Origin of the sequence: Streptomyces sp. NPDC001848 (genome assembly GCF_042891915.1) — a bacterium.
Lineage (GTDB): Bacteria > Actinomycetota > Actinomycetes > Streptomycetales > Streptomycetaceae > Streptomyces.
This window is the reverse complement of sequence record NZ_JBIATP010000005.1, coordinates 1-25,098: the sequence shown is the minus strand read 5'-3', so window position 1 is coordinate 25,098 and position 25,098 is coordinate 1. Positions and strand designations below refer to the sequence as shown.

At 71.4% G+C, this 25,098-nt stretch carries 26 protein-coding genes and 1 pseudogene; 16 read left to right on the top strand and 11 right to left on the bottom strand.

The genetic code is table 11. The features are described 5' to 3' along the window. Nucleotides 1-21: 21 nt before the first annotated feature. Nucleotides 22-567, top strand: coding sequence for a PadR family transcriptional regulator (locus tag ACFYZJ_RS11375; protein WP_388565669.1), 546 nt, complete (start codon nucleotides 22-24; stop codon nucleotides 565-567). 246 nt (nucleotides 568-813) lie between these two features. On the opposite strand, the gene ACFYZJ_RS11370 is transcribed toward ACFYZJ_RS11375, so the two are convergent. The 3 genes from ACFYZJ_RS11370 to dhaK all read right to left on the bottom strand — a co-directional run bounded on the left by ACFYZJ_RS11370 (nucleotide 814) and on the right by dhaK (nucleotide 2,886). Then, the gene (locus ACFYZJ_RS11370) at nucleotides 814-1,230 is read right to left on the bottom strand and encodes a PTS-dependent dihydroxyacetone kinase phosphotransferase subunit DhaM (RefSeq protein ID WP_388565665.1); all 417 of its coding nucleotides are present in this window, start codon (nucleotides 1,228-1,230) and stop codon (nucleotides 814-816) included. Next, on the bottom strand, nucleotides 1,223-1,822 hold the full coding sequence (dhaL, locus tag ACFYZJ_RS11365; RefSeq protein ID WP_388565662.1) for a dihydroxyacetone kinase subunit DhaL: 600 nt from the start codon (nucleotides 1,820-1,822) through the stop codon (nucleotides 1,223-1,225). Before dhaL ends, ACFYZJ_RS11370 begins: the two co-directional genes overlap by 8 nt. Before the next feature lie 71 nt (nucleotides 1,823-1,893). Then, entirely contained in the window at nucleotides 1,894-2,886 is a 993-nt protein-coding gene (gene dhaK / locus ACFYZJ_RS11360; protein WP_388566625.1) for a dihydroxyacetone kinase subunit DhaK, read from the bottom strand. Nucleotides 2,887-3,241: 355 nt separating this feature from the next. Here dhaK and ACFYZJ_RS11355 point away from each other — a divergent pair, with 355 nt between their 5' ends. After that, the gene (locus tag ACFYZJ_RS11355) at nucleotides 3,242-4,882 is read left to right on the top strand and encodes an APC family permease (protein ID WP_388565660.1); all 1,641 of its coding nucleotides are present in this window, start codon (nucleotides 3,242-3,244) and stop codon (nucleotides 4,880-4,882) included. A 218-nt stretch (nucleotides 4,883-5,100) separates the two neighbouring features. Here the strand turns inward: ACFYZJ_RS11355 and ACFYZJ_RS11350 are convergent, their stop codons facing one another. Then, nucleotides 5,101-5,979 (bottom strand): family 43 glycosylhydrolase, encoded by an 879-nt coding sequence (locus ACFYZJ_RS11350; RefSeq protein WP_388565657.1) that lies wholly within the window; start codon nucleotides 5,977-5,979, stop codon nucleotides 5,101-5,103. A 35-nt stretch (nucleotides 5,980-6,014) separates the two neighbouring features. On the opposite strand from ACFYZJ_RS11350, the pseudogene ACFYZJ_RS11345 reads away from it, so the two are divergent. Further along, a pseudogene (locus ACFYZJ_RS11345) lies at nucleotides 6,015-6,320 on the top strand (cell wall anchor protein); the annotation flags it as partial. Nucleotides 6,321-6,470: 150 nt separating this feature from the next. Further along, a complete protein-coding gene (locus ACFYZJ_RS11340) occupies nucleotides 6,471-7,826 on the top strand; it encodes an NAD(P)/FAD-dependent oxidoreductase (protein WP_388565655.1) in 1,356 nt (451 codons plus the stop codon). A 15-nt stretch (nucleotides 7,827-7,841) separates the two neighbouring features. Here ACFYZJ_RS11340 and ACFYZJ_RS11335 read toward each other — a convergent pair whose 3' ends face one another. Both ACFYZJ_RS11335 and ACFYZJ_RS11330 read right to left on the bottom strand, forming a co-directional pair. Next, entirely contained in the window at nucleotides 7,842-8,192 is a 351-nt protein-coding gene (locus tag ACFYZJ_RS11335) for a hypothetical protein (RefSeq protein WP_388565653.1), read from the bottom strand. A gap of 45 nt (nucleotides 8,193-8,237) precedes the next feature. Further along, the gene (locus tag ACFYZJ_RS11330; protein WP_388565651.1) at nucleotides 8,238-8,642 is read right to left on the bottom strand and encodes a ChaB family protein; all 405 of its coding nucleotides are present in this window, start codon (nucleotides 8,640-8,642) and stop codon (nucleotides 8,238-8,240) included. 124 nt (nucleotides 8,643-8,766) lie between these two features. On the opposite strand from ACFYZJ_RS11330, the gene ACFYZJ_RS11325 reads away from it, so the two are divergent. The 3 genes from ACFYZJ_RS11325 (at nucleotide 8,767) to ACFYZJ_RS11315 (ending at nucleotide 11,612) form a co-directional block, all read left to right on the top strand. Next, complete coding sequence (locus tag ACFYZJ_RS11325) at nucleotides 8,767-9,153, top strand: ferredoxin (protein ID WP_388565648.1); 387 nt, start codon at nucleotides 8,767-8,769, stop codon at nucleotides 9,151-9,153. A gap of 143 nt (nucleotides 9,154-9,296) precedes the next feature. Then, nucleotides 9,297-10,475, top strand: a complete 1,179-nt coding sequence (locus tag ACFYZJ_RS11320; protein WP_388565646.1) for an acyl-CoA dehydrogenase family protein — start codon at nucleotides 9,297-9,299, stop codon at nucleotides 10,473-10,475. 693 nt (nucleotides 10,476-11,168) lie between these two features. Continuing rightward, nucleotides 11,169-11,612, top strand: a complete 444-nt coding sequence (locus ACFYZJ_RS11315) for a universal stress protein (RefSeq protein WP_388565643.1) — start codon at nucleotides 11,169-11,171, stop codon at nucleotides 11,610-11,612. 316 nt (nucleotides 11,613-11,928) lie between these two features. Here the strand turns inward: ACFYZJ_RS11315 and ACFYZJ_RS11310 are convergent, their stop codons facing one another. Further along, the gene (locus ACFYZJ_RS11310) at nucleotides 11,929-12,654 is read right to left on the bottom strand and encodes a CBS domain-containing protein (RefSeq protein WP_388565640.1); all 726 of its coding nucleotides are present in this window, start codon (nucleotides 12,652-12,654) and stop codon (nucleotides 11,929-11,931) included. Nucleotides 12,655-12,724: 70 nt separating this feature from the next. After that, the gene (locus ACFYZJ_RS11305) at nucleotides 12,725-13,714 is read right to left on the bottom strand and encodes an Acg family FMN-binding oxidoreductase (protein WP_388565637.1); all 990 of its coding nucleotides are present in this window, start codon (nucleotides 13,712-13,714) and stop codon (nucleotides 12,725-12,727) included. 268 nt (nucleotides 13,715-13,982) lie between these two features. On the opposite strand from ACFYZJ_RS11305, the gene ACFYZJ_RS11300 reads away from it, so the two are divergent. Then, on the top strand, nucleotides 13,983-14,858 hold the full coding sequence (locus ACFYZJ_RS11300) for a universal stress protein (protein ID WP_388565635.1): 876 nt from the start codon (nucleotides 13,983-13,985) through the stop codon (nucleotides 14,856-14,858). A 5-nt stretch (nucleotides 14,859-14,863) separates the two neighbouring features. Here ACFYZJ_RS11300 and ACFYZJ_RS11295 read toward each other — a convergent pair whose 3' ends face one another. The 3 genes from ACFYZJ_RS11295 to ACFYZJ_RS11285 are packed head-to-tail and all read right to left on the bottom strand — an operon-like array spanning nucleotide 14,864 to nucleotide 18,216. Continuing rightward, nucleotides 14,864-17,215 (bottom strand): heavy metal translocating P-type ATPase, encoded by a 2,352-nt coding sequence (locus ACFYZJ_RS11295; protein ID WP_388565632.1) that lies wholly within the window; start codon nucleotides 17,213-17,215, stop codon nucleotides 14,864-14,866. 3 nt (nucleotides 17,216-17,218) lie between these two features. Then, nucleotides 17,219-18,103, bottom strand: coding sequence for a universal stress protein (locus tag ACFYZJ_RS11290; RefSeq protein ID WP_388565630.1), 885 nt, complete (start codon nucleotides 18,101-18,103; stop codon nucleotides 17,219-17,221). A gap of 11 nt (nucleotides 18,104-18,114) precedes the next feature. Further along, nucleotides 18,115-18,216: a hypothetical protein gene (locus ACFYZJ_RS11285; RefSeq protein ID WP_388565627.1), complete on the bottom strand. Its 102-nt coding sequence runs from the start codon at nucleotides 18,214-18,216 to the stop codon at nucleotides 18,115-18,117. Nucleotides 18,217-18,442: 226 nt separating this feature from the next. Between ACFYZJ_RS11285 and ACFYZJ_RS11280 the strand changes: the two genes are divergently transcribed. The 8 genes from ACFYZJ_RS11280 (at nucleotide 18,443) to ACFYZJ_RS11245 (ending at nucleotide 24,922) form a co-directional block, all read left to right on the top strand. Continuing rightward, entirely contained in the window at nucleotides 18,443-18,865 is a 423-nt protein-coding gene (locus ACFYZJ_RS11280) for an Hsp20/alpha crystallin family protein (protein WP_388565625.1), read from the top strand. A 64-nt stretch (nucleotides 18,866-18,929) separates the two neighbouring features. Further along, complete coding sequence (locus ACFYZJ_RS11275) at nucleotides 18,930-19,544, top strand: CBS domain-containing protein (protein ID WP_388565622.1); 615 nt, start codon at nucleotides 18,930-18,932, stop codon at nucleotides 19,542-19,544. A gap of 173 nt (nucleotides 19,545-19,717) precedes the next feature. Then, nucleotides 19,718-20,899 (top strand): 4Fe-4S dicluster domain-containing protein, encoded by a 1,182-nt coding sequence (locus ACFYZJ_RS11270; RefSeq protein WP_388565619.1) that lies wholly within the window; start codon nucleotides 19,718-19,720, stop codon nucleotides 20,897-20,899. A gap of 53 nt (nucleotides 20,900-20,952) precedes the next feature. Next, complete coding sequence (locus ACFYZJ_RS11265; protein ID WP_388566622.1) at nucleotides 20,953-21,354, top strand: Crp/Fnr family transcriptional regulator; 402 nt, start codon at nucleotides 20,953-20,955, stop codon at nucleotides 21,352-21,354. Continuing rightward, nucleotides 21,351-22,169: an FAD/NAD(P)-binding protein gene (locus ACFYZJ_RS11260; RefSeq protein ID WP_388565616.1), complete on the top strand. Its 819-nt coding sequence runs from the start codon at nucleotides 21,351-21,353 to the stop codon at nucleotides 22,167-22,169. Before ACFYZJ_RS11265 ends, ACFYZJ_RS11260 begins: the two co-directional genes overlap by 4 nt. Nucleotide 22,170: 1 nt before the next feature. Then, complete coding sequence (locus ACFYZJ_RS11255) at nucleotides 22,171-23,094, top strand: oxidoreductase (protein ID WP_388565613.1); 924 nt, start codon at nucleotides 22,171-22,173, stop codon at nucleotides 23,092-23,094. Then, entirely contained in the window at nucleotides 23,091-24,452 is a 1,362-nt protein-coding gene (locus ACFYZJ_RS11250) for a Ni/Fe hydrogenase subunit alpha (protein WP_388565611.1), read from the top strand. The genes ACFYZJ_RS11255 and ACFYZJ_RS11250 overlap by 4 nt, the downstream gene beginning before the upstream one ends. After that, on the top strand, nucleotides 24,449-24,922 hold the full coding sequence (locus ACFYZJ_RS11245; RefSeq protein WP_388565609.1) for a hydrogenase maturation protease: 474 nt from the start codon (nucleotides 24,449-24,451) through the stop codon (nucleotides 24,920-24,922). The genes ACFYZJ_RS11250 and ACFYZJ_RS11245 overlap by 4 nt, the downstream gene beginning before the upstream one ends. Nucleotides 24,923-25,098 lie beyond the last annotated feature (176 nt).

Genomic DNA, 25,098 nt, shown 5'->3' with positions numbered 1-25,098 from the left:
CCCGATCCCTAGGATGAGGCCATGTCCCTCCCGCACGCGATCCTGACCGCCCTGCTGGAGAAGCCGTCGTCGGGGCTCGAACTGACGCGTCGGTTCGACCGGTCGATCGGCTACTTCTGGTCGGCCACCCACCAGCAGATCTATCGCGAGCTGGGACGCCTGGAGAGCGACGGCCTGATCCGCGCCCTGCCCGCCGAGCAGCCGGCCCGCGGGCAGAAGAAGTCGTACGAGGTCCTGCCCGCCGGCCGCGCCGAACTCGCCCGCTGGACGGCCGCGCCCCAGGACCCCAAGCCGCACCGGGACGTGCTGCTGCTGCGGCTGCGCGCCGCGGCCGTCGTCGGCACCGAGGGCATGGAGGCGGACCTGCGCCGCCATCTCGACCTGCACCGGCGTCAGCTGGCCGAATACCGGGAGATCGAGGAACGTGACTTCGGGCCCGGCCGTGACTCGGTGCGGGACCGCCTCCAGCACCTCGTGCTACGGGCGGGCATCGACCTGGAGACCTTCTGGATCCAGTGGCTCACCCACGCCCTGGAGGAGTTCCAGGAGGTGCCCGCACCCGAATAGCGGATCCGCCCGCACCCGGACAGCCCAACCGGGGCCCGCGAACGGGGGCGGCGTTGGCCGGGGCGCGCCCGGGCTACGTATGCTGGTGCCCGACGCGGCGTGAACTCGCTTGCCTTCCAGGGCAGTTCGTGCCGACGGCGCGGTTCGCTGTCGTCGCTGATCCCGCGCCGACGAAAGCGGCCGAGCGGCCGGGGCCCCGTTCCGCCCCGGCCCTCGGCCGCACACCCCCGCGGTCCGGGTGCCCCGTCACTCCTTCCGGTAGGAGTACGCCTCCCTGGCCGCCGCCTCCACCGCAGCCAGGTCCGCGCCCGTCGACGCCGTGACCATCGCGGCGACCGCGCCCTCGACGAAGGGAGCGTCGACGGCCCGGGTGTTCGGCGGCAGCTCGTCGCCCTCCGCCAGCAGCGCCTTCACGGTGAGGACCGCGCTGCCCAGGTCCATGAGTACGGCGACCCCCGCGCCCCGGTCGACGGCGGCCGCCGCGGCCGACACCAGCTCCGAGCTCGTTCCGAACCCGCCGTCAGCCGTGCCGCCCGCCGCGGCGATGGGCGCGGTGGTCCCGCCGCCCGACAGCGCCTTCGCCAGCGTCGCCACCGACTCGGCGACCGCCGGGCTGTGCGAGACGAGCACGATCCCGACCAGCTTCTCCGTGCCGTCACTCACCGGAGGCCTCCACGAGCGCGGCGATCAGCAGGGCGGAGGAGGTGGCGCCGGGATCCTGGTGCCCGATGCTGCGCTCACCCAGATAGCTCGCCCGGCCCTTGCGGGCCTGCAACGGGGTCGTGGCCACGGCACCCTCCTCGGCGGCGGCCGCCGCCGCCCTGAAGGAGGTGCCGAGTGTGTCGACCGCGGGCACCAGGGCGTCGACCATGGTCTTGTCGCCGGGCGCGGCCCCGCCCAGCGTCATCACCGCGTCGACGCCCGCCCGCACGGCGTCCGTCAGCTGCTGCTCGGTCACCTCGGTGGCGTCCCCGAGGGCCTTGCCGGTACGGCGCAGCAGCGTCCCGTACAGCGGGCCGGAGGCACCGCCGACCGTGGAGATCAGCTGACGGCCGGCGAGCTGGAGAACCGCACCGGGCGTGTTGGGCGCCTCCTTCTCCAGTGCGGCCGTGACCGCGCGGAAGCCACGCTGCAGGTTGCTGCCGTGGTCGGCGTCGCCGATCGGCGAGTCGAGCGCGGTCAGCCGCTCGGCCTCGCGGTCGACGGACGCGGCGGCCGCCGTCATCCAACGGCGGAAGAAGTCGGCGTCGAGCACTGCATCTCCTTGCGTGATACGGACGTTGACCCCACTCGTCTGCCCCGCCACCGGCCCGGCGGACAGGTCGCTCACCGGCCCCAGCGCAGCGCCGGCGTGCTCACCGGCGCGTCCCACAGCCGCAGCAGCTCCTCGTCGATCTGGCACAGGGTGACGGAGGCGCCGGCCATGTCGAGGGAGGTCACATAGTTGCCGACCAGTGTCCGGGCCACCGCCACGCCACGCTCGGACAGCACCCGCTGCACCTCCGCGTTGTAGCCGTACAGCTCCAGCAGCGGGGTGGCGCCCATGCCGTTGACCAGGACCAGCACCGGGTTGCGCGGCTCCAGGTCGTCCAGGACGGCGTTCACCGAGAAGTCGGCGATCTCCCGCGCGGTCATCATCGGGCGCCGCTCGCGCCCCGGCTCGCCGTGGATGCCGATGCCCAGCTCCAGCTCGCCCGGCGGCAGGTCGAAGGTGGGGGTGCCCTTGGCGGGCGTGGTGCAGGCGCTCAGGGCGACACCGAAGCTGCGGGAGTTCTCGTTGACCTGCCGGGCGACGGACTGCACCCGCTCCAGCGGCTGCCCCTCGTCGGCCGCCGCCCCCGCGATCTTCTCCACGAACAGGGTGGCACCGGTGCCGCGCCGGCCCGCCGTGTAGAGGCTGTCGGTGACGGCGACGTCATCGTTGACCAGGACCTTCGCGACCTGGATGCCCTCGTCCTCGGCGAGTTCGGCCGCCATGTCGAAGTTCAGCACGTCGCCGGTGTAGTTCTTGACGATGAACAGGACGCCGGCGCCGCTGTCCACGGCCGCCGCCGCACGGACCATCTGGTCCGGCACCGGGGAGGTGAACACCTCGCCGGGGCAGGCCGCCGACAACATGCCGGGGCCCACGAAGCCGCCGTGCAGCGGCTCGTGACCCGAGCCGCCGCCGGAGACGAGCGCCACCTTTCCGGCGACCGGGGCGTCACGCCGTACGATCACCCGGTTCTCCACGTCGACGGTCAGCTCGGGGTGCGCGGCCGCCATGCCCCGCAGTGCGTCGGCGACCACCGTCTCCGGGACATTGATCAACATCTTCATCGGAGCCTCCTGCGTCCACTCGCTGTCGGCAGTATCGATGTTCGGGAGGCGGTGGTCACGTGGGCGGACGTTCTCGAGCGCGTCCGTCGCGCCCAAGGTGTTGGTCATGAGCATGACCGCATTGGCCGGTTCAATATCTCGGCAGGTGTGACCTGTCTTACTCTCTTCTCGCATTCCCGGGCTGAATACGGACATTCCGGAAGCCCAGCTGACCTGCGCAAAGGGCGAGTAAAAGAAATCCCCCTGGAAGAGTCAAATTTCAGGTGACGACCTTCTGTCGATCAGGTCTCCGTTCCTACCCTGAGCCGCCAATTGCGCGTTAATTCCCTGCTCAGATAGTGAGAGGCCCCTTGACATGGTGAACCTTGACCATGCAGCCCCCGACGCCACCCGTGACCGAACCGGTCTGCGGCGGGACGTCGGCCTGATCGGACTGATGTGGGCCTCGGTGGGGTCCATCATCGGCTCCGGCTGGCTCTACGGCGCCAAGAACGCCGTGATGACAGCCGGCCCTGCGGCGACCATCTCGTGGGTGATCGGCGCTGTCGCCATCGTCCTCCTCGCCCTCGTGCACGCCGAACTCGGCGGCATGTTCCCGGTGGCGGGCGGCACCGCACGTTATCCGCACTACGCCTTCGGCGGCCTGGCCGGTATGTCCTTCGGCTGGTTCTCCTGGCTGCAGGCGGCGACCGTGGCCCCCATCGAGGTCGAGGCCATGATCGGCTACCTCGGGCACTGGCACTTCGCCCAGGGCTTCCAGCACGCCTCCGACGGCACCCTGACGGCCAGCGGTCTCGTGGTCGCCATCTTCCTGATGGCCGTCTTCGTCGCCGTGAACTTCCTCGGCGTCAAGGTCCTCGCGCACACCAACAGCGCGGCCACCTGGTGGAAGATCGCCGTCCCGCTGGCCGCGATCTTCATCGTCGCGGTGGGCAACTTCCACCCGGGCAACTTCACCTCGGAGGGCTTCGCCCCGATGGGTGCGAAGGGTGTGCTGGGCGCCATCAGCACCAGCGGCATCATCTTCGCCCTGCTGGGCTTCGAGCAGGCGATCCAGCTCGCCGGTGAGAGCCGCGACCCCAAGCGCGACCTGCCGCGCGCGACCCTCGGCTCCGTCGCGATCGGCGCGATCATCTACGTCCTGCTCCAGGTCGTGTTCATCGCCGCGCTGCCGCACAGCTCCTTCGCACACGGCTGGGCCAAGCTCGCCTTCAAGGGCATCGAGGGCCCCTGGGCCGGCCTTGCCACGCTGGTCGGCCTCGGCTGGCTGGCCGTCGTGCTCTACATCGACGCGGTGATCTCCCCCGGCGGCACCGGCCTCATCTACACCACCGCCACCTCCCGCGTCTCCTTCGGTCTCTCCAAGAACGGCTACGCGCCGAAGCTGTTCGAGAAGGTCGACGCCCGCGGCGTGCCGTGGTTCGGTCTGCTCCTCTCCTTCGCCACCGGCGTCCTCTGCTTCCTGCCCTTCCCGAGCTGGCAGAAGCTGGTCGGCTTCATCACCTCGGCGAGCGTCCTGATGTACGCGGGCGCCCCGCTGGCCTACGGTGTCTTCACCGACAAGCTGCCGGACCGTGAGCGCCCCTACCGCCTGCCCGGCGGCAAGGTGATCGCCCCGCTGTCCTTCGTGGTGGCCAACCTGATCATCTTCTGGTCCGGCTGGGACATCCTCTGGCGGCTCGGCGTGGCGATCGTCCTGGGATACGCGCTGCTCGGCGGCTACGCCCTCTACGCCAACAACAAGGGTCTGCCCGACGCGCCCCGGATGGACTTCAAGGCCGCCCAGTGGCTGCCGGTCTACCTGCTGGGCATGGGCCTGATCTCCTGGCAGGGCACCTTCGGCGGCCAGGGCAACCTCCCGCTGTGGTGGGACATCCTGGTCATCGCCGCCTTCTCCCTGGTGATCTACTTCTGGGCCCGCGCCGTCGCCCCGCGCCCGGAGGAGATCCAGCGCAGCATCGACGAGGTCGTGGTCGTGGACGTGCCCACGCACTGACCCCTGTCGCCTGAGCGAACGGTGTCCCGTCAGCCGAGCCATGGCTGACGGGACACCGCACCTTTCGACTCGGATCTCTCAGCGGCATGGCGGGGGTCCTGCCGGAATCGTCGTTCCGGCAGGACCCCCGCCTCTTGTTTCCCCGGGACACCCGAGCCGCCGTGCGCCGACGGCAGCCTCACCGGCGATGCGGCGTCGGCTCCGCACCCCCGGCACCGTCACCCGGGCGTACAGGTGAGACGGAAGCCGGTGAAGTCGGCGGTGAACGCCGCGTCGACCAGGTCGCGCCCGTGGATGCCCGCGAAGGCGCCCGTGAACCGCAGCCGGGAGCCGTGGTCGTCGGACAGCCGGCTGAAGTCGAGCGGCGGTCCGATCGGTGTGGGCGTCCCCGCCCGCAGGAACCAGAACCGGGCCTCCGCGCCGTCGACGGTGACGCCCAGCGTGACCGGGCCGCGCTTGTGTACGTCGAGCAGGGCCACCTGCCGGAGGTCCTGCTCGTCCCGCTCCACCAGGCTGAGCACGGTACGGCCGGCGCCCCGCCACTGCCGGCCGCGCTGCGGTTCGCCGTCGGGCTCGGCCCAGGTCGGATCGAGCGTGAGGTAGGACCGGGTGTCGTACCACAGGACGAGGCCGGCGGCCTGGGTGAAGGTGCGCGGCGTCGCCTCCACCGTGACCTCGGCCTCCGCGCGGTGCTCGGTGATGCGTTGGGCGAGCAGGCTCTGCGCCCACAGCGACTCGGGCCCGTGACGGCTGCGCAGCCGGATCCAGCCCGGGCGGCTGGTGGTGTCGGCCCAGGAGGAGTCCGGGTATCCGCGCAGGGTGCTCCACGGCCAGGGCAGCGTGCCGGCGTCGGGCCGCGCGGTCGGTGGCGCCGGGTCGGGCCGTGTGGGGACCTCGACCTCGACCGCGGGATGGTGGCCTTGCTGACGCAGCCGGCGCCACCCGTCCGCGTCCCACGTCACGGCCTGGATCGCCGTCTCACGGCCGAGGGTGCACCGGGGACCGTGCGGGGTCCGTAGCGGACGGGCCGCCAGATGGCTCATGACCCAGGATCCGTCCGGCGTCTCGACGAGCTCCGCGTGCCCTGCCTTCTGCAAGGGCAGTGAGGGGTCGTCCCGGCTCGTCAGCAGGGGCGTGTCGGCCAGCGGCCAAGTACAACATCGGCCAGGACGTGCCCTTCACCACCTACACCTTGGGCAGCGGCACGACCTGCGCCCAGAACTCGCAGACGGCGATCTCCTCCGCCTCCCGCGGACAGATCCGCCCGGTGTGGGCGATGCTCCACTTGCACTACAACCGGCGGCTGTACCTCGACGACACGTACATCTCGGCGATGTACTACATCCTCGTCGCCCCCGAGGGCGGCGGCGGTGACTACGGCTCCACCAGCGGCGGCTACGACCAGCTCGGCTTCGGCACGCTGACGTACGCCAAGTAGCGGAGGCGGAAGGGAGCGGGCTCGCCGCGGCAGAGTCGCCCGCGAGCCCGCGCCGGACCGCCCGGAACGGGCGGTGGTTGCAGGGGTGCGGATGTGGGCGGAGTTCCCTAGCGTGGCAGGGGTCGAAATCTCCCGCTGGGAGGAACTGTCATGGCCGTGCCCCGCATCCTGATCATCGGCGGCGGATTCGCCGGGATGGAGACCGCGCGCCGACTGGAGCGCATCCTCAAACCCGCCGAGGCCGCGATCCGGCTGGTCGCCCCCTACAGCCACCAGCTCTATCTGCCCCTGCTGCCGCACGTAGCGTCGGGAATCCTCACCCCGCAGTCGGTCGCGGTTCCGCTGCGCAGGCTGCTGCACCGTACGCTGCTCTTGCCCGGCCAGGCCGTCGGCGTCGATCCCTCCGCCAAGGCCGTGGTGGTGCACAAGATCAACGGCGAGACGACCGTCGAGCACTACGACTACCTGGTGCTGACGCCCGGCAGCGTGACCCGGCAGTTCGACATCCCGGGCGTGGACCGGCACGCGGTGGGCATGAAGACGCTGGCGGAGGCGGCCTGGGTGCGCGACCACGTCATCTCCCAGCTCGACCTCGCCGCGGCCAGCTCCGACCCGGTCGAGCGCGAGACCCGGCTGCAGTTCATGGTCGTCGGCGGCGGCTACGCGGGCACCGAGACGGCCGCCTATCTGCACCACCTCACCACCGCCGCCGTGAAGCGCTACCCGGGCCTGGACCCCTCCCTGGTGAAATGGCACCTCGTCGACATCGCGCCCAGGCTCATGCCGGAACTCGGCGACCGGCTCGGCGCGAAGGCCCTCGCCATCCTCCAGCGGCGCGGCGTGCACGTCTCACTCGGCGTCTCGGTCGCCGAGGTCACGGCCGACACCGTCACCCTCACCGACGGCCGCAAGCTGCGCTGCCACACCCTGATCTGGACCGCCGGGGTGGCACCCAGCCCGCTGATCGCCACGTTGGACGCCAAGACCGACCGCGGCCGGCTGGTCGTGCGCGACGACCTGGCCGTGCCGGGCCTGGACGGCGTGTTCGCCCTCGGTGACGCCGCGGCGGTGCCCGACCTCGCCAAGGGCCCCGACGCCATCTGCCCGCCGACCGCCCAGCACGCCATGCGGCAGGGCTGGAGGGCCGCGAAGAACGTCGCGGCGGCGCTGCACGGCGCGCGGCTCACCCCCTACCGCCACCGGGACCTGGGCCTCGTCGTCGACCTCGGCGGCGTCCAGGCCGTCTCCAAACCGCTCGGCGTGGAGCTGACCGGACTGCCCGCGCAGGTCGTCGCACGTGGCTACCACGTGGGCGCCCTGCGCACGGTTCCGGCCCGCCTGCGCACCCTGACGAACTGGGCCCTGAACGCGATGGCGGGCTACGATTTCGTCCGCACCGGCTTCCAGGCCGGTCGCCCGGCCACACTCAAGGACTTCGAGCGGACCGACGCCTACCTCACGCCCGACCTGATCGCCTCGTACACGGCACCGAAGGCGGCCGACTGAGCCGACCGACGCCCCTCAGGTGCGGTTGCCCTTCGGCTTGCCGCGCTGATCGGGGGTCCCGTGCGGAGGCGGGCTCATGGGCTCCGGTGAGGTCGCCGGGGACACCGGCGAGCCCCCACTGCTCCGGCTCGCCTCGGGACGCAGGCCCGCGGTGTCACCGGACGTCGGCTCGGCGCCCGCGCGCAACTGCTCCAGCCGGGCCGTGAGCAGCTCGGTCACCGGGACCCGGCCGGCGTGCTCACGTTCGTACGCGAGCAGCTGCTGCACCTCGTCCGCGTGCAGCGCACGGATGCGGCTCTCCAGGCTGCCGAGCGGCAGTTCGTCGTAGTCGGGCAGCGGCAGGGTGCCGCGGCCGGGCTCAGCCATGGATCTTCACTTCCCTCTGTGCGACGGCCTGACGTGGGACGCGGCTCACCGCGACCGTGCGGCCCGGGTGCGCGAGCGGTTCTCCTTGCGGATCGCGTCCAGCAGCTCCGCCTTCGACATCCGGGACCGCCCGTCGATGCCCAGGCGCTGCGCGACGTGGTAGAGGTGCTCCTTGGAGGCTTTCTCGTCGACGCCCTCGCCGCTGCGCCCGCCCTGCTGCCGGGGCCGCGCCGACCTGGGGTCCGAGGGGCCCTTGCGGCCGCCCTCCTTGCGTTCCCAGTGGTCGCCGACCTTCTCGAAGGTGTGCTTGAGCGCGCCGTACGCCACCCGGTGCGCCCGCTCGCCCTCGCCGTAACTCTCGACCGCCGAGTCGTGCACCTTGATCCAGGTGCGCTGCGCCTCCTGGGAGGAGCGCTCCAGCGTCGACGGCAGTTCCTGTCGTCCGGGCATGGATCCACCTCCTCGTCTCGTCGCTTGCTCCGTGCCCCACGAGTGCCCTGGGGCCCGGCCGAAAAACGGGCAGAGCCCCCGCGAAGGCCGGTTTGACCGGGTCGCCATCGGCTACCCGCGCGGTGTGACAGCCACGACTTCGCACACGACTTCACAGCAGGATCCCATCCGGTTCCTGGAGGATCGCTTCGCGTGCGCACAGGCGTGCACCGAGTGCGCGCGGGCCTGCGCCCTGCGCGCGAGCCTCGCCGAACCGGGCGGTACCGAGAGCCAGGAACGTCTGCGGCGCAAGGGCATCATGTGCGCGGAGGTCTGCGACGCGACCTGCCGCGTGCTGTCCGCGTACGGCAGCCAGGACGAGGACGACATCTGCGGTCAGGTGACGTGGTGCCGGGCCGTCTGCCTGGACACCGCGCACGTCTTCGACGTGGATCCGGGTGGTGAGGAGGCGGCACGGGCCTGCCGCGGGGCTGCGCGGGCCTGTTCCGACTTCCTCCGGACCCTGGGCTGAACCCCGGGCCGACGGTTCCGCACACCGGGCCTGATCGGGCCGGACGCCCCGCCGAGCATTCCGCTTCCTCGGCATTCCCAATTTCTGGAACACGTTCTACGGTGAGCGCCGTCAGGACCGGCCTTGGGGAGCCTGGAGGCGCTGTGCATCTCGACTACACGCCCGAACAGCAGCGGCTGCGCAACGAGCTGCGCGGCTACTTCGCGCAGCTGGTGCCCGAGGGCGCCTACGCCCGGCACACCGACCCGGCGGCACAGAAGCGGTTCTACCGCGACACCATCCGCCGTCTCGGCAGTGACGGCTGGCTGGGCGTGGGCTGGCCGAAGGAGTACGGCGGGCGCGGGATGACCGCCATGGAGCAGTTCATCTTCTTCGACGAGGCCGCCCAGGCGGGGGTGCCGCTGCCGCTGATGGCGCTGAACACGGTCGGTCCGACGCTCATGCGGTTCGGCACGGACGAGCAGAAGACGTACTTCCTGCCGAGGATCCTCTCCGGGGAGATCGACTTCGCGATCGGCTACAGCGAGCCCGGCGCCGGCACCGACCTCGCCTCCCTGAAGACCCGAGCGGTCCGCGAGGGCGACGCGTACGTGGTCGACGGGCAGAAGATCTGGACCACCAACGGCGACACCGCCGACTGGGTGTGGCTCGCCGTACGCACCGACCCCGATGCCCCGCCGCACAAGGGCATCACCATGCTGCTCGTGCCGACGTCCGACCCCGGCTACTCCTGCACCCTCATCCGCACGCTCGCCGGGCACGACACCACCGCGAGCTACTACGAGAACGTCCGCGTCCCCCTCTCCCGTCGCGTGGGCGAGGAGAACCACGGCTGGCGGTTGATCACCAACCAGCTGAACCACGAGCGCGTCACCCTCGCCGCCCACGGCACCATGGCCGTCCGCGCCCTGCACGACGTGCAGCGCTGGGCCATGGAGACCAAGCTCACCGACGGCCGCCGGGTGATCGACCTGCCCTGGGTGCGCCGCCGCCTGGCCCTGACGCACACGAAGCTGGAGGCGATGAAGCTGCTGAACTGGCAGATGGTGAGCGCGGTCGAGGAGGGCACACTCACCCCGCAGGACGCCTCCGCGGTCAAGGTCTACGGCTCCGAGGCCCGCCGTGACGCGTACGCCTGGCTGATGGAGATCGTGGCGGCCGCAGGGGCGCTGAAGGAGGGCTCGGCGGGCGCCGCGCTCCACGGCGAACTGGAGCGCGGCTACCGCTCGGCGGTGATCTTCACCTTCGGCGGCGGGAACAACGAGATCCAGCGCGAGATCATCTCGTGGATCGGCCTCGGCATGCCCCGGGTGCGCAGGTGACGGCAGTGTGACCAGGATTCACGGTCGGCACTTGCGATCTCCGGTTGGCACCGCGATCCGCTCTCGCTTTCGGAGCCGACGGGGCATCACTTCGAGGCAGGTGGCGCAGGCTGTGTTCGACCTGGGGCTGCAGGGCCCTTACCGGTCCGGGCCGTAGCACGCCACGGTGGGCACGAGGCGCTGGGAAAGCCCCTGGAACGACCGTCGGTACAGCCACGTCTCCACGCCGCCTCCCACGTCGGACTCGGCAGCGCTCGCCGGTGTCGAGACGGGCTTCGCTGTCGCGGCGGGTGCTGCCCTGATCCTGGGCGGCGGCGCGTGGAACGGTGTGCGCATCTGCCTCGATCGTCGCCGCTTCGAGCCGTGCGATCGGGAGTGGGAGTTCGGGGAACCACGGTGGACGGGGCGTCGCGCTGGGTGAAGGGACCTGGGGCGACCGGGTAGCGGTCGCCGTTCACCTACGGCCCGCTCGACGAGATCCTTGAGCCGGGCCTTCGTCGGGCTGTTTCGACGCCCGCCTTCTCCGGTCCTCCCGTTCCCCGCAGCGCGCCAAGGGCCGATCGGCCCACTGAGCGGCGCACAGGGCCCACTCGGCTGCGCTTCCCTGGCGCGCCACCCCGAAGTCGCGCAGCGTGGAGGTGGAGGACGGCATCCGGCGTGGTCGGCGAGAAGGCCGCGGAAGAGGGGAGACCTATGGGCACGGACACTTCCAGGCCTCGTGTTGTCGTCGGTGTCGACGGTTCGCCGTCGTCACACGCGGCGCTGCGCTGGGCCGTGCGGTACGCCGGCCTGATCGGCGGCACGGTGGACGCGGTGACGGCGTGGGACATGCCCGGCGCGTACGGCTGGTCGGCTCTGGCCGTGGACGCCGACTTCGACGAGGCCGTGGCCCGGCAACGGCTGAGCCACGAGCTGAGCGAGGTGCTGGGAGCCGAGGAGACCGACTCGGTCAGAGCGCTCCTGGTCCGAGGGAACACCGTCGAGGTGCTTCTGCTGGCCGCCGAGGGCGCTGAGGCGTTGGTGGTGGGCAGCAGGGGGCGGGGCGGGTTCGCGCGGGCCTTGCTGGGGTCCGTCAGCCAGCATGTCGCTCAGCATGCGAAGTGCCCGGTCGTCATCGTGCGCCCGGAATCGCGATGAGGCGGTCCGGCCGGCTACGTGTCGCAGTGGGCGTGCGGGGGATCGCCGACGGTGATGGCCAGTGCGTGGCATGCGCTGCCGACGTTGTCCGAACACGCCTCCACCGAGCACTCGTTGATGTACGCATGTCCATGGAGTCCTCCTGGCATCCGGCACACGCCACCGGCCGCAGCGGTGGCGGCCTGTGCGGTGCTGCACGACGGTCGGTCCTCAAGGTGTGGGGACTTTCGCGTCGGCAGGGCACACGACACCCGTGGCGACGGGGGGGATCACCCCAATGCCGGGAAGGACTCCCCAGGCCGGGCGGCATCATCGCTCACCCATGGTGAGCAGATGTCTCCTGGCCGCTGCCTTCCCTGCCGGGCAGCCGGGGCGGTTCGAGGTCGGATCCGAGGTCGTCGTAGGCGTAGCCGATCGACTGGTGTACGGCGACCACGCCGTCCACGGACCGGCACAGACGGTCGATGACCGGAATCAGCGTTCTCTCCTCCACCCGGCCCGTCAGCGTCACCACGCCGTCCCGCACGTCGACCTGCACGGCGTCCGAGGGAAGACCCAGGGTCGCGCGCAGCACGTCCTGGTGGATCTCGTCGCTGATCGCCGTGTCGCTGCGCAGGAACGGCCGCAGCAGATCCGAGCGGCTGACGATCCCGACGAGCCTGCCGGTCTCGTCGACCACGGGCAGCCGCTTCACCTTGTGGCGGTACATGGTCCTTGCCGTCTCGACGACGTTCCAGCCCGGACGTGCCATGACCGCGGGTGTGGTCATCATCGCTTCCGCGGTCTCGGCACCGGCGCGTGCCAGCTCCTCCGGCCCCAGCGGGCGACCGAGCGTCCGTCCCTCCGGGTCGGGCAGACTCGCCGCCTTGCGGAGCAGGTCCGCCTCGGACACGACACCGACGGGACGTCCCTCGTCGTCGACGACGGGGAGGGCCGTGACGTCGTTGTCGCGCAGCAGCTGGGCGATCTGTTTGAAGGACGAGCGGGGGTGTGCCGTGACGACACTGTGCGTCATGACTTCGGCGACTGTTCGGTGCTGCATGCTTCCACTCCTTCCACGCGTGGTCACAAGCCTCATGGCTGTGGAAAGTGGGCGCGGCGAGGGCGAGCCGTCAGACGACGTCGAGCACATCGGCCACCGGACGTCGCGGAGTCGAGGCGCCCTCAGGGCCGTATCCCAGACGGATCACCATCTGTACGTGCCCCATGGCCGTCGTCGGGTCCCGCACCACCCACCGCAGTTCGGGCCATTCGAGTGGCTGGGAGGTCAGGGACGCGACGAGGCCGTCGAGAGTGGCCTGGAGCCAGACCCGCTCCAGCGCCTGGCCCGCCCGCACCCAGTCCAGCCGCCGGTCCTGCGCCGTACCCAGCAGAGCGATCTGAGGCCGTTTCTCGAACGGGGCCCAACCGCGCCCGGGTACCTCGCGGCCGACGGCGAAGTCCCGTACGGGGGAGTCGGCTCCCCACTGGCGGGGGCCGAACGCCTCGGCGGGGATCCCCTCCGAAGCCGGGGGCCCGTCGGCGGGCTCGGTCCGGGCCCAATGGGCCGTCTCGCCACGCACACCGGGGTTCCGTGCCTCCCGGCCTTCGGCGTCGTGCACCAGTTCCAGGACCGATCGCGCGTGCCAGGCTTCGGGGAAGACCAGCCGGGCGCCTTCTAGGCGGGCCGCTGCGCACAGTCCGTCCTTCAGGGCATCCGGGATGTCGTCCTCACGGAAGGGATTTCGGCTGGTGTGGCGCCGTCGGATCGCCGGGTGGAGAAGGGCGAGATCGTCATCGGGGCGCGCGTCACGCGTGAGGTCCACCTCTGCCAGCAACTCGGGGACGGACGAGTCGGGCAGGAGCCGCGTGTCGGGCTCCCGGCCCGCCGCCACCGCGGCCACCCGCAGGTTGAACAGTGCGGCACCGCAGCCCAGGTGCATGCCGCGGGTGTCGGGGTCGGTCTTGGGGAGGGTGCGTTCCGGGTCGGCGTACAGCTGCAGAAGACCGCTGTCACTGATGAACCGAAATCTCCAGGGCTGCGCGTTGTGCTGGGACGGAGCGGCCGTGGCGTCTTCGACGAATGCGGCGATGACGGACACGTCCATAGGCGGTGCGGTCACTGAACCCCCTCCGGAGTCGATCCGGATGGTTGATCACCTTCCAGAGTGTGGCGTGCCGGGGACGCCGGGGTAGGGCCGTTCGGACCTCCTGGAGGACCGTGCGGACCGTGTCTTCCGGACGGAGATGTGTGGCCGGCACATCGAGCGGCTTGGGCCGAATGCCGCACCGAAGAGGGCAACATGCCCTTCATGCGGCCCCTGTTCGGCGTGATGGTGGCAGTACCTGGTCCTGCGTGGTTTCCCGGACTGAGGAAAGGCGGTGGGGACCATGGGACTGCCTGTGGTCGTAGGCGTCGACGGATCGGACTCCAGTCTCCTCGCGGTGGACTGGGCGACCGACGAGGCAGCTCGGCACGGCCTGCCGCTGCGGCTCGTCTACGCGTCCCTGTGGGAGCGGTACGAAGGTGTCGTGCCCTCGGCCGGTCTGCAGCGGCCGGCGCACCAGGTGATGGCGGACAACATCGTCGGCACGGCGGCGGAACGCGCCCGGCGCCGCGATCCGGACGTGACGGTCACGGCCGAGGTCCTGCCCCAGGACGCGGTGGACGCCCTGCTGCGCGAGAGTGGCAACGCCACGGCCGTGGTGACGGGATGCCGTGGCCGTGGCGAGCTGCAGGGGCTGCTCCTCGGCACGGTCAGCCTGGCCGTGGCGGGTCGCGCCTCCGGGCCGGTGATCGTCGTCCGGGGAGACGAGGCGGGGCTGCGGGGCACCCACGAGCGGATCCTGCTCGGCGTCGGCGAACCGGGCACGAGCGGTGCGGCGGCGCGGTTCGCCCTGCGGGAGGCCGAGGTGCGCCACTGCGTCCTGGATGTCGTCCGCGCCTGGCGCCGTCCGGGACACGAACCCATGCAGCACCCGCTGCTCACCGGGGATCCGGCGCTCTATCACCAGGAGCGGGCGTCCACGCTGATCGACGCTCTGCTGCAGGACGCCATGGTCGACCATCCGGACGTCCGGGTGAACAGGACCACGGTTGAGGGGCCCGCCCACAGGGTGCTGCTGCACCGCTCGGCTGCCGCGGACCTCGCGGTCATCGGAGCCCGCCGCGGCCACGACCCCCATGGACTGCGCCTGGGGAGGGTGGGACACACTCTGCTGCACCACGCCCAGTGCCCGGTGGCCGTCGTACCGGAGCTGCCGTGAGCGGGTCACTGCGCCAGCGAGAAGTAGCTCTCCTCCTCCTGCGCGAAATGAAGGCGCAGGATCGTGTGGAGGCCGTACAGCGAGGCGCGCAGGTCGTCGAGTTGCTCCGGCCGGAGCCCTCCTTCCTCGTCGGCGAGGCGTACGTGGGTGGCGATGCGCTCCGCCAGGCGTTCGATCTCGGCGTGGGCGCGGCTCATGGTGTCGGTGACCTCCGGGCCCAGTCGCCGGTCCAGCGCGGGGTAGAGCTCGTGTTCCTCCGCGTGTTCGTGGGGAAGCAGACGGTCTCTGATCAGGTGGTCGATCTCACGTACGGCGGCCAGGGCTCGGGGGCCGTGGTCCGTGGTGAGGAGGCCGGCGGCTTCCCGGATGGCGTCGAGGGCGTCCCTGAGGTCGTCGTGCTCGGTGGCGAAGCGGTGGATGAGGCTCTCCGCCTCCGGTTCGAGCGTGGGGCGTACGCCGGGTGGCGGGAGCAGGGCCCGTAGCGCGTTGAGGATGACGGTGACGTCGATGGCCTCCTGGAGGAGGGCGCCGGGCGCTGGCGGGAGCAGGCCGAGGAGCGCGGCCGTCATGGCGGCCAGGGACATCGCCATGCCGCCCGCGGCGCTCTGCACCGCGATCCGGCGGGCGCGTGCGGCGATCTCCATGGCGTCGGCCAGGCGTCCCACGTGATCTGTGGTGAGGACGATGTCGGCGGCCTCCGAGGCTGAGGTGGACCCGCGGGCGCCCATGGCGACACCGACGTCGGCCGCGGCGAGGGCGGGAGCGTCGTTGACACCGTCGCCGACCATGACCGTGACGGCCCGCTTGTTTTCCTCGCGCACCGCGGCGATCTTGTCGGTGGGCAGTTGCCCGGCGCGTACGTTGTCCAGGCCCAGGACCGCCCCCACCTCACGGGCCGGTTCGGGACGGTCTCCGGTGAGCATCAGCAGCCGCTCCAGCCCGGCCGCCCTGAGACGGCGGATGGTGCGGGGCGCATCGGGGCGCAGCGGGTCGCGCAGCAGCAGGGCACCGGACACCATGCCGTTCACGGTCAGCCAGACGGTCGCGGCGCCGTCCAGCAGGGCCCGGTTGTCCACCGCACGCGCCCAGCCGGGCAGGTCGGCAGGGGACAGTCCCGTCCTGCCGACGGCGATGCGCAGGCCGTCCACGGTGCCGGTGACTCCTCGTCCGGGTTCCTCGGTCACGTCCTGCGGAACGGTCAGGGGCAGGTTGCGTGCCCTGGCCTCATGGACGATGGCTTCGGCCAGGAGGTGCGCCGACACCTGGTCGAGCGAGGCGGCCAGCCGCAGCACCTCCGCCGGAGCCGGACCGCCCGGAGCGCCCACCACCTCAAGCACCCGCGGACGTCCCACAGTCAACGTCCCCGTCTTGTCGATCACCAGGGTGCGGGCCCGGCCCAGCCGCTCCAGGGCACCGCCGTCCCGTACCACGACGCCCCGCCGGGCGCACTGCGACAGGCCGGAGACGACGGCGACCGGAGTCGCGAGCAGCAACGGGCAGGGGGTCGCGACGACAAGGACGGCCACCGCACGAACAGCGGAACCGCTCACCACCCAGGCGACGGCGGCCAACCCCAGCGACAGGGGCAGGAACCAGGCGGCGTAGCGCTCCGCCAGCCGCACCATGGGAGCCCGCTCCGCCGCGGCCTGCCGGGCGAGGCGCACGATCTCGGCGTAGGTGCTGTCGGCGGCGGTGGCCTTCGCTCTCAGCTCGAAGACAGTCCCACCATTCACCACACCACTGCGCACCGCCTCGCCGACACCCCGCTCCACCTGGGCGGACTCACCCGTCAGCACGGATTCGTCGAGCACCGCCAGGCCGATTGTGACCTCGCCGTCCACAGGGACCACTTCACCGGAGCCGACGACGAGCACGTCACCAGGTACCACCACGTCCAGCGGCACGACCTGGACGGCCGCCCCGTCGCGTCGACGGGCCGAACGCGGGGCGTGCTCCAGCAGGGAACGCAGGTCCCGTGAGGCGCGCCGTTCCGCAGCTTTCTCCAGTGCCCGCCCGGTCGCCAGCATCAGTCCGATCAGCGCACCCGCCAGGTACTCGCCGACCGCGAGAGTCCCGGCCAGCGCCAGCACCGCGATCAGATCGACGCCGGCCCGTCCCCTGCGCAGATCGCCCACCACCCAGGCGATCGCAGGAACGAGGGCCAGCGCGGTACCGGCCGCCCAGCAGGCACCCGCGACATCGTGACGCCCCAGCAGCCATGCGATACCGCCGGCGAGCAGGGCGCCCGCGGTCACCGCCAGCAGTCCGGACTCCGGCAGACGCCGGCCCTGCCGAGCCGATACCGCCCCAAGGTTCGTCTCCTGCCGCCCGCCGCGGCCACCGGCCTTTGTCTTCATGGCTCACGCCGATGTGTGCGGGACGGCGATGACGGGACAGCGGGCGTAGTGCAGCACGCCCTGACTCACCGAGCCGAGCAGCATGCCGGCGAAGCCGCCGCGCCCCCGGGTCCCCACCACCAGACCGAGAGCGTGGGCGGACGCCCCGGTCAGCACCTCCACCGGATGGCCGCTGACGAGTTCGTGATGCACCTCCACGTCCGGGTACGCCGTGCCGCGCCCCGCGACGGTTTCCGACAGCACCCGCCGGTACTCCTGCTGCTCCGCGTCCTCGTCGAACATCCAGTGCAAGGGGCCCGGCTGCCACGCGTACACGGCGCGCAGCGCGGCGCCCCGCAAGGCGGCCTCCTGGAAGGCGAAGTCGATGGCGGCGGCGGAATGCGCGCTGCCGTCCACGCCGACGACGAAGTGCGCCGGCTGCTGGGTCACGTGCTCCGGCTCGGGGACCACGACCACCGGGCAGCGGGCATGCGCCATGACGGGCACGGCGACGGACGAGGAGCCGAACACCTCCCGCGCTCGGCTGAGGTGCCACGAGCCCAGCACGACGGCTGTGGCCTGACGGCTCTGCTCCCGCAGGACCCACGCCGGGCTCCCCTCAGCCAGCAGCCCGGAGACCGGCACCCGGGACTGCCGAGCCTCCACGAAGGACACCGCCTCCTTCAGCACACGCTCGCCGGCCCTGTGCAGCACCTCGTTCCACGCCTCCCAGGAGGGCGGTACCTCCCACCGACCGAATCCGACGGTCGGCATGCTCTCGGCGTGCACCAGGCGCAGCGGCAGTCCGCGCCGTGCCGCCTCGTCGGCCGCCCAAGCCAGCGCCATGCGCTTCGCGGGGTCGGGATCCACACCGACCACGATCGGCAGATGGGCATCCGGTCGTGCCATCGTGATCTCCGTCATGAGTGGCGGTCAGGGGATGCGGGGCGCGTACCCGGGTGCTTGGCGTACGCGTCGGGTCCGGAGAAATACAGCGTCACCCGTCCCGAGTCCCAACGCACGTCGTATGGCGGCTCCCGTCCTGGTGGTGGACACCGATTGCTTCTTTGCGTCCTTCATGAAAGGACCGGTACGCCAGGGTTTCCAGGGCCGTTGGTCCCCGCCCCGGCACCGATGGGGAAGGGACCTTCCGGCCCCCGGCATGGGCCGTTCGACCTCTGCGATCAAGAAGTGCACGCGGTGGACTGGAAGCGTCGGCAGTCGACCCACACTGCAGGAGGTACGGCGATGGCGACACTCTCACGCAGGCAGAGGTTCCCCTTCCCGGAGATTCCCGAGTGGTTCGAGTCCTTCCCCACGCGGTTCGGGATGCCCACGATGGGCGACCTCTCCGCGATGCGGATCGAGGACTACACGGAGGGCGACCGGTACGTGATGAGGGCGGAGCTTCCGGGCGTCTCGCCCGAGGACATCGACGTCGTGATCAGCGAAGGGACGTTGACCGTCAAGGCCGAGCGCACCGAGCGCGATGTGGAGAAGAACCGCAGCGAGATCCGTTACGGCTCCCTGAGCCGCAGCGTCACCCTGCCGCCCGGAGCCAACGAGGATGACGTCCGGGCCGACTTCACCAACGGCATGCTCACCATCAGCGTCGGGTTGGGGCGTGAGAAGGCCGAGGCGAAGCACATCGAGGTCAGGCATGGTGGGTGATCGTGCCTCCACGGACGGAACGTTCCAGCCACCCGCACAGTGAGTCGAGAAGGGGGCCGAGGCGGTGAGACACCGCAGCGTGGGCGATCTGATGACCCCGACCGCCGTCAGCGTGCGACCGGACACCACGTTCAAGGAGATCGCACGCCTCCTCGACGAGTACGACATCACCGCCGTTCCGGTGGTCGACGACGAGGGCAGGCCGGTCGGGGTGGTCTCGGAGGCGGACCTGATCCGCAAGCAGACGTCCGTCGGCGTCGGGAGCAGCGCCCGGGAGCTGATGACCAGTCCCGCCGTGGTCGCGGAGCCGGGGTGGAACGCGGTGCGTGCGGCGCGAACCATGGAACGGCGCGGCGTCAAGCGGCTGCCCGTGGTGGACGGCGACGGCCGGCTCATCGGCGTGCTCAGCCGGAGCGACCTGGTGCAGCTCTTTCTCCGCAGGGACCGCGCGATCCAGGAGGAGATCCTTGAGGACGTCATCGTCCGGACGCTCGGCCTGGCTCCCTCCGCGCTGACCGTCGGGGTCACCGACGGCAGGGTCACGCTCAGCGGCACCGTGGAGCACAAGAGCATGGTCCCGGTCGTCGTGCGGCTGTGCGAGAGCGTCGACGGCGTGGTGGACGTGGTCGACCGGCTGGGTTTCGACCGGGACGACACCGTGCTCGGGACTGCTCCGTAGGCGACTTCGACGCTGGTAGGGCGGGGACGGGAAGCCACATGCACATGCTTCCGATACCTCCGTATTTGTACGATTGTGCCGGAAGTCCCGCATCCGTGGGCTCCAGCGTCCCTGGTCTCCAGTGAGCTGACGGCCGCCGCACCTGCTTTCCGCGGTGCTGAGGGAGCAAGGCCATGAACACGTACACCGACGTGAACTCCTCGTCGCCATCCGTCTGCGACGGGATGGTGATCGGCAAGGACGGGATGGCCGCGCTGGTCGACGCCCTGATCGGGCGCGGCTTCACCGTGGTCGGCCCCACCGTGCGGGACGGCGCGATCGTGCTGGCGGAGCTGGAGTCGGCCGACCAGTTGCCCTACGGATGGGGCGTGGAGCTGGAGGCCGGGCAGTACCGGCTGCGCGAGAGGCCGGACGGTGCCGCGTTCGCGAACGCGGCGGGCCCGCAGTCGTGGAAGACGTTTCTGCACCCGGCGCGGGTACGGCAGTGGAGTGCCGACCGGGTGGGGGACGAGACGGTGTTCACGGCCGACGAGCCCCCGCCGGTCCGGTACGCATTCCTCGGGGTGCGATCCTGCGACCTGCGGGCCATCGCGATCCAGGACCGGGTGCTCACCGGGGGGCCGCACCGCGACCCCGTCTACCAGGAGCGGCGCACCGGAGCGTTCCTGGTGGCGGTGGAGTGCACGGAGCCCGGCAGCACCTGTTTCTGCGTCTCGATGGGCACGGGACCGGCAGCCGGACCGGGCTACGACCTGGTGATGACCGAGGTGGTCGACGACGACGGTCACCGCTTCTGGATCCGCGGCGGCAGCGAGGAAGGCGCGGAGGTCCTCGCCGAACTGCCCGCCCGCCCGGCGGACCCCGCCACCCGCGATGCGGCCCGCGCGGGCGTCGCCTCCGCCGCGGACCGCATGGGACGGACCATGCCCGAAGCCGACCTGCGGGAACTGATGGCCGGCACGCTGGACGCCCCCCGCTGGGACGACGTCGCGGGGCGCTGTCTGACGTGCGGCAACTGCACCATGGTGTGTCCCACCTGCTTCTGCACCACCACCGAGGACGTCACCGACCTCACCGGTGACCACGCGGAGCGCTGGCGGCTCTGGGACTCCTGCTTCGACCTCGACTTCTCCCACCTGCACGGCGGCCCGGTCCGCGCGTCCGCGCGCAGCCGCTACCGGCAGTGGATGACCCACAAACTGGGCACCTGGTACGACCAGTTCGGCTCCTCCGGCTGTGTGGGCTGCGGTCGCTGCATCGTGTGGTGCCCGGTCGGCATCGACATCACCGAGGAGGCCGCCGCCTTGCACGACTGGACGCAGTCCCGGGCAGCGGGGGAGGCGGATGCTCCGTGACCGCCCTGCCGTCGGCCCTGGACTTCCTCCCGGCCGAACACCGCGAACGGCTGATGGTCACAGGACTGGACGTCTCGTACCCGGCCGGTACGCGGCTGTTCGACGAGGGCGGGAAGGCCGACCGCTTCTGGCTGCTGCGCTCCGGAGAGGTCGCCCTCGACCTGTACGTCCCCGGTCGGCACCCGGCGCCCGTGGTGGAGACGCTCGGCCCGGGTCAGTTGCTGGGCTGGTCGTGGATCTCCCCGCCGTACCGCTGGCACCTGGGGGCGGAGGCGGTGACCGCGGTGGAGGCGACGCAGTTCCCCGCCGCCGACGTACTCGGCGTGTGCGCGGCCGACCCCGAACTCGGCTACGCCTTGATGCGCCGCTTCACCGAGGTCGTCGCCGAGCGCCTGCAGGCGACCCGCATCAGGTTGCTGGACCTGTACGCGCCCTACGGAAGCGGCCCGGCATGAGCACGGTGACGCCTCCGCTGCCGTACCGGGTCGTCGGCACCCGGCCGGAGACCGCCGACACCTGTTCGGTGGAGCTGGTGCCGGTCGGGCGGGAGCTTCCGCCGTTCTCGCCGGGGCAGTTCGCCATGATCTACGCGTTCGGTGTCGGAGAGGTGCCCGTCTCGGTCAGCGCCCTGCGTGGCCGGCACGGAGGGCTGGTGCACACCGTGCGCGCGGTGGGCGCAGTCTCTACGGCGCTGTACCGACTGCGCCCGGGGGACACCGTGGGGCTGCGCGGGCCGTATGGCGCCGGCTGGGACATGGACGCGGCAGTCGGCCAGGACGTGCTGGTGATCGCCGGCGGCATCGGGCTGGCGCCGCTGCGGCCGGTGGTGCACACGGTTCTGGAGCGGCCCGCGGCGTACGGCCGGCTCGGGATTCTGGTGGGCGCCCGTACCCCCGGCGACCTGGTCCACCGGGAGGAGATCGAAAGCTGGCGCGGCCCGGCCCGGGTGGCAGTGACCGTCGACCGCCCCGACCCGGGCTGGCACGGCGCGGTTGGGGTGGTCACCGCACTCCTGGACCGGTTCGACATTCGGCCCGACCGCACGTGTGCGCTGGTGTGCGGCCCCGAGGTGATGATCCGTCACACCGCACGCGCCCTGACGGACCGGGGCGTGCCCCCGCACCGCGTCCAGGTGTCCCTGGAACGCAACATGCGCTGCGCCACCGGCCACTGCGGTCACTGCCAGCTCGGCCCGATCCTGCTGTGCCGGGACGGCCCGGTCGTCGGCTACGACCGGGTTGAACCACTGCTCGCCGTACGGGAGTTGTGAGATGACCACCGACATCCCTCCTGGCGCCGGTACCCGACCGGACACCGGTCCCCACCCGGACGCCGACCCCCGGCCGACACTCGCCGTGTGGAAGTTCGCCTCCTGCGACGGCTGCCAGCTGACCCTGCTCGACTGCGAGGACGAACTGCTCGGTCTCACCGAGCGGATACGGATCGAGCACTTCCTGGAGATGTCCGCCGCCGAGGGACCCGACGGGGAGCGCGCGGAGCTGTCCGGGCGCGGACCGTACGACCTCTCCCTGGTCGAAGGGTCGATCACCACGGCCGAGGACGCCGAGCGGATCCGGCACATCCGGCGCATCTCCCGTCGCCTGGTCACCATCGGAGCCTGCGCCACCGCGGGCGGCATCCAGGCGCTGCGCAACTTCGGGGATGTCGCCGAGTTCCGCGCCGCGGTCTACGCCCGCCCGGAGTACATCGCCACGCTGGAGACCTCGACGCCGATCTCGGCCCATGTACCGGTCGACTTCGAACTGCGCGGCTGTCCCATCGACCGCCGCCAACTCCTGGAAGTGATCACCGCCTACCTGGCCGGACGCAAACCGGGCATCCCCGATCACAGCGTCTGCTTCGAGTGCAAGAGGCGCGGCACGACCTGCATCACCGTGGCCCACGGCACCCCATGTCTGGGCCCGGTCACCCACTCCGGCTGCGGCGCGATCTGCCCCGCCTACGGACGCGGCTGCTACGGCTGCTTCGGCCCGAGCAACAGCCCCAACCTGCGCTCCATGGTCCGGCAACTGCGCCACGACGGGATGAGCGAGCGCGACATCCTGCGTGTCTTCCACACCTTCAACGCCGCGTCGCCGGAATATGCCCCCGTACCCGATCTCGCGGCTGAGGCTGCCGAGGAGCAGGACGACTCCCAGACCAGGACAGACACCACCCCGGAAGGGCCGGTATGAGCCATCGCGGATCCCGCGTCCTGCGGCTGGACGCACTGGCCCGCGTGGAAGGCGAAGGCGCCCTCCACCTGCGCGTCCACGACGGAACGATCGCCGAGGCACGGCTGCGCATCTACGAACCGCCACGGTTCTTCGAGGCCTTCCTGATCGGCCGGGGACACACCGAGCCACCGGACATCACCTCCCGCATCTGCGGCATCTGCCCGGTCGCCTACCAGATGAGCGCCTGCCAGGCGGTCGAGAACGCCTGCGGCGTCACTGTGGACGGCCCCCTCGCCGAGCTGCGCCGCCTGCTGTACTGCGGCGAATGGATCGAGAGCCAGACCCTGCACATCCACTTGCTCCACGCTCCGGACTTCTTCGGCTGCCCGAGCGCGGTCGAACTCGCCCGCGACCACCGCGCCGCCGTCGAACGCGGCCTGCGGACCAAGCAGACCGGCAACGCGATCCTGGAACTGCTGGGCGGCCGCTCCATCCACCCGGTCAACGTCCGCGTCGGTGGCTTCTACCGCACGCCGACGATCCAGGAACTGCGCCCCGTGGCGGACCGGCTGCGGCAGGCTCGCGAGGACGCGCTGGAGACCGTGCGCTGGGTGGCCGCGTTCGACTTCCCCGACGCAGTGTGCGACTACGAACTGCTGGCCCTACGGGATCCGGGCCGCTACGCCATCGACTCCGGGACACCCACCGTCATGGCCGCTCCCGACGGCAGCGGCACCGAGCGGGGGCCGGCCCTGCGCGAGTTCCCGGTCGCCGACTTCGAGCAGCACGTGCGCGAAGAGCAGGTACCGCACTCCACCGCCCTGACCGCCGCCCTGGACGGCCGCCGCTACCTGACCGGGTCGCTGGCCCGCTACGCCCTCAACGGCCGGTGGCTGCACCCCGTGGCGGCCGAGGCCGCGCGAGACGCCGGGCTCGGCGACCCGGCCGCGGGCGCGGTCTGCCGCAACCCCTTCCGCAGCATCGTCGTACGCGCCGTGGAAGTGGTGCAGGCCGTCGAGGAAGCCCTGCGGATCATCGACGCCTACGAACCACCTCCACGTCCGGCCGTCGACGTCCCGCCACGCAAGGCGGTCGGCACCGGCGCCACCGAGGCACCTCGCGGACTGCTCTACCACCGCTACGCCTTGGCGGAGGACGGCACGCTCACCGCGGCCCGCATCGTTCCGCCCACCGCCCAGAACCAGTCGGCCATCGAGGAGGACCTGCGCCGGGCCGTCCAGGCGCGACTCGACCGGCCGGGCCCCGCCGCGGACGATGAGGAGCTCACCACCCTTTGCGAGCGCGCCATCAGGAACCACGACCCCTGCATCTCCTGCTCCACCCACTTCCTCGACCTGACGGTGGAGCGCACATGACCGGCCGGGTCGTGGTGATCGGTGTGGGCAATCCATTCCGCCGCGACGACGGCGTCGGGCCGGCGGTGGTGGAGGCACTGCGGGACCAGGTTCCCGACGGCACCGTGCTCGCGGTCAGTGACGGCGAACCGAGCCGGATGCTCGACCTGTGGCACGGCGCCGACACCGTGGTCGTGGTGGAAGCCGTCCGCACGCACCCTGCCCGGCCCGGCCGGCTCCACACCCTGTCAGCGGCGGAAGCAGCCGCGCAGGCAACGGGTCCGGCGAGCACCCATGCCTTGGGCCTGGGGGAGTGCCTGGCCCTGGGGAAAACCCTCGACCGGCTCCCACGCGAGCTTGTGGTGCATGCCGTGGAGGCGTCCGACATCGGCCTGGGTACCGACCTGAGCGAACCGGTGCGTTCGGCCCTCCCCGAACTGATCGACCGTGTTGCCGCTTCCGTACGCAAGGCATGTGGTCGTGATCGCTAGGAGGCGGACGACCACCTCTGCGGCCGGTGGTGCTGCGCTGCGACGCAAGTGCCGGAGACAGAACCGGGACGGAGCCGTCGTCCCCCGTTATGTTCTTCGCGGTCCTGCAAGAGGGCCGCTGGCCTCCGGGCCCGGCATGGCTGTTCCCCCCTGTCGAACGGATGACCTGGGGGGTG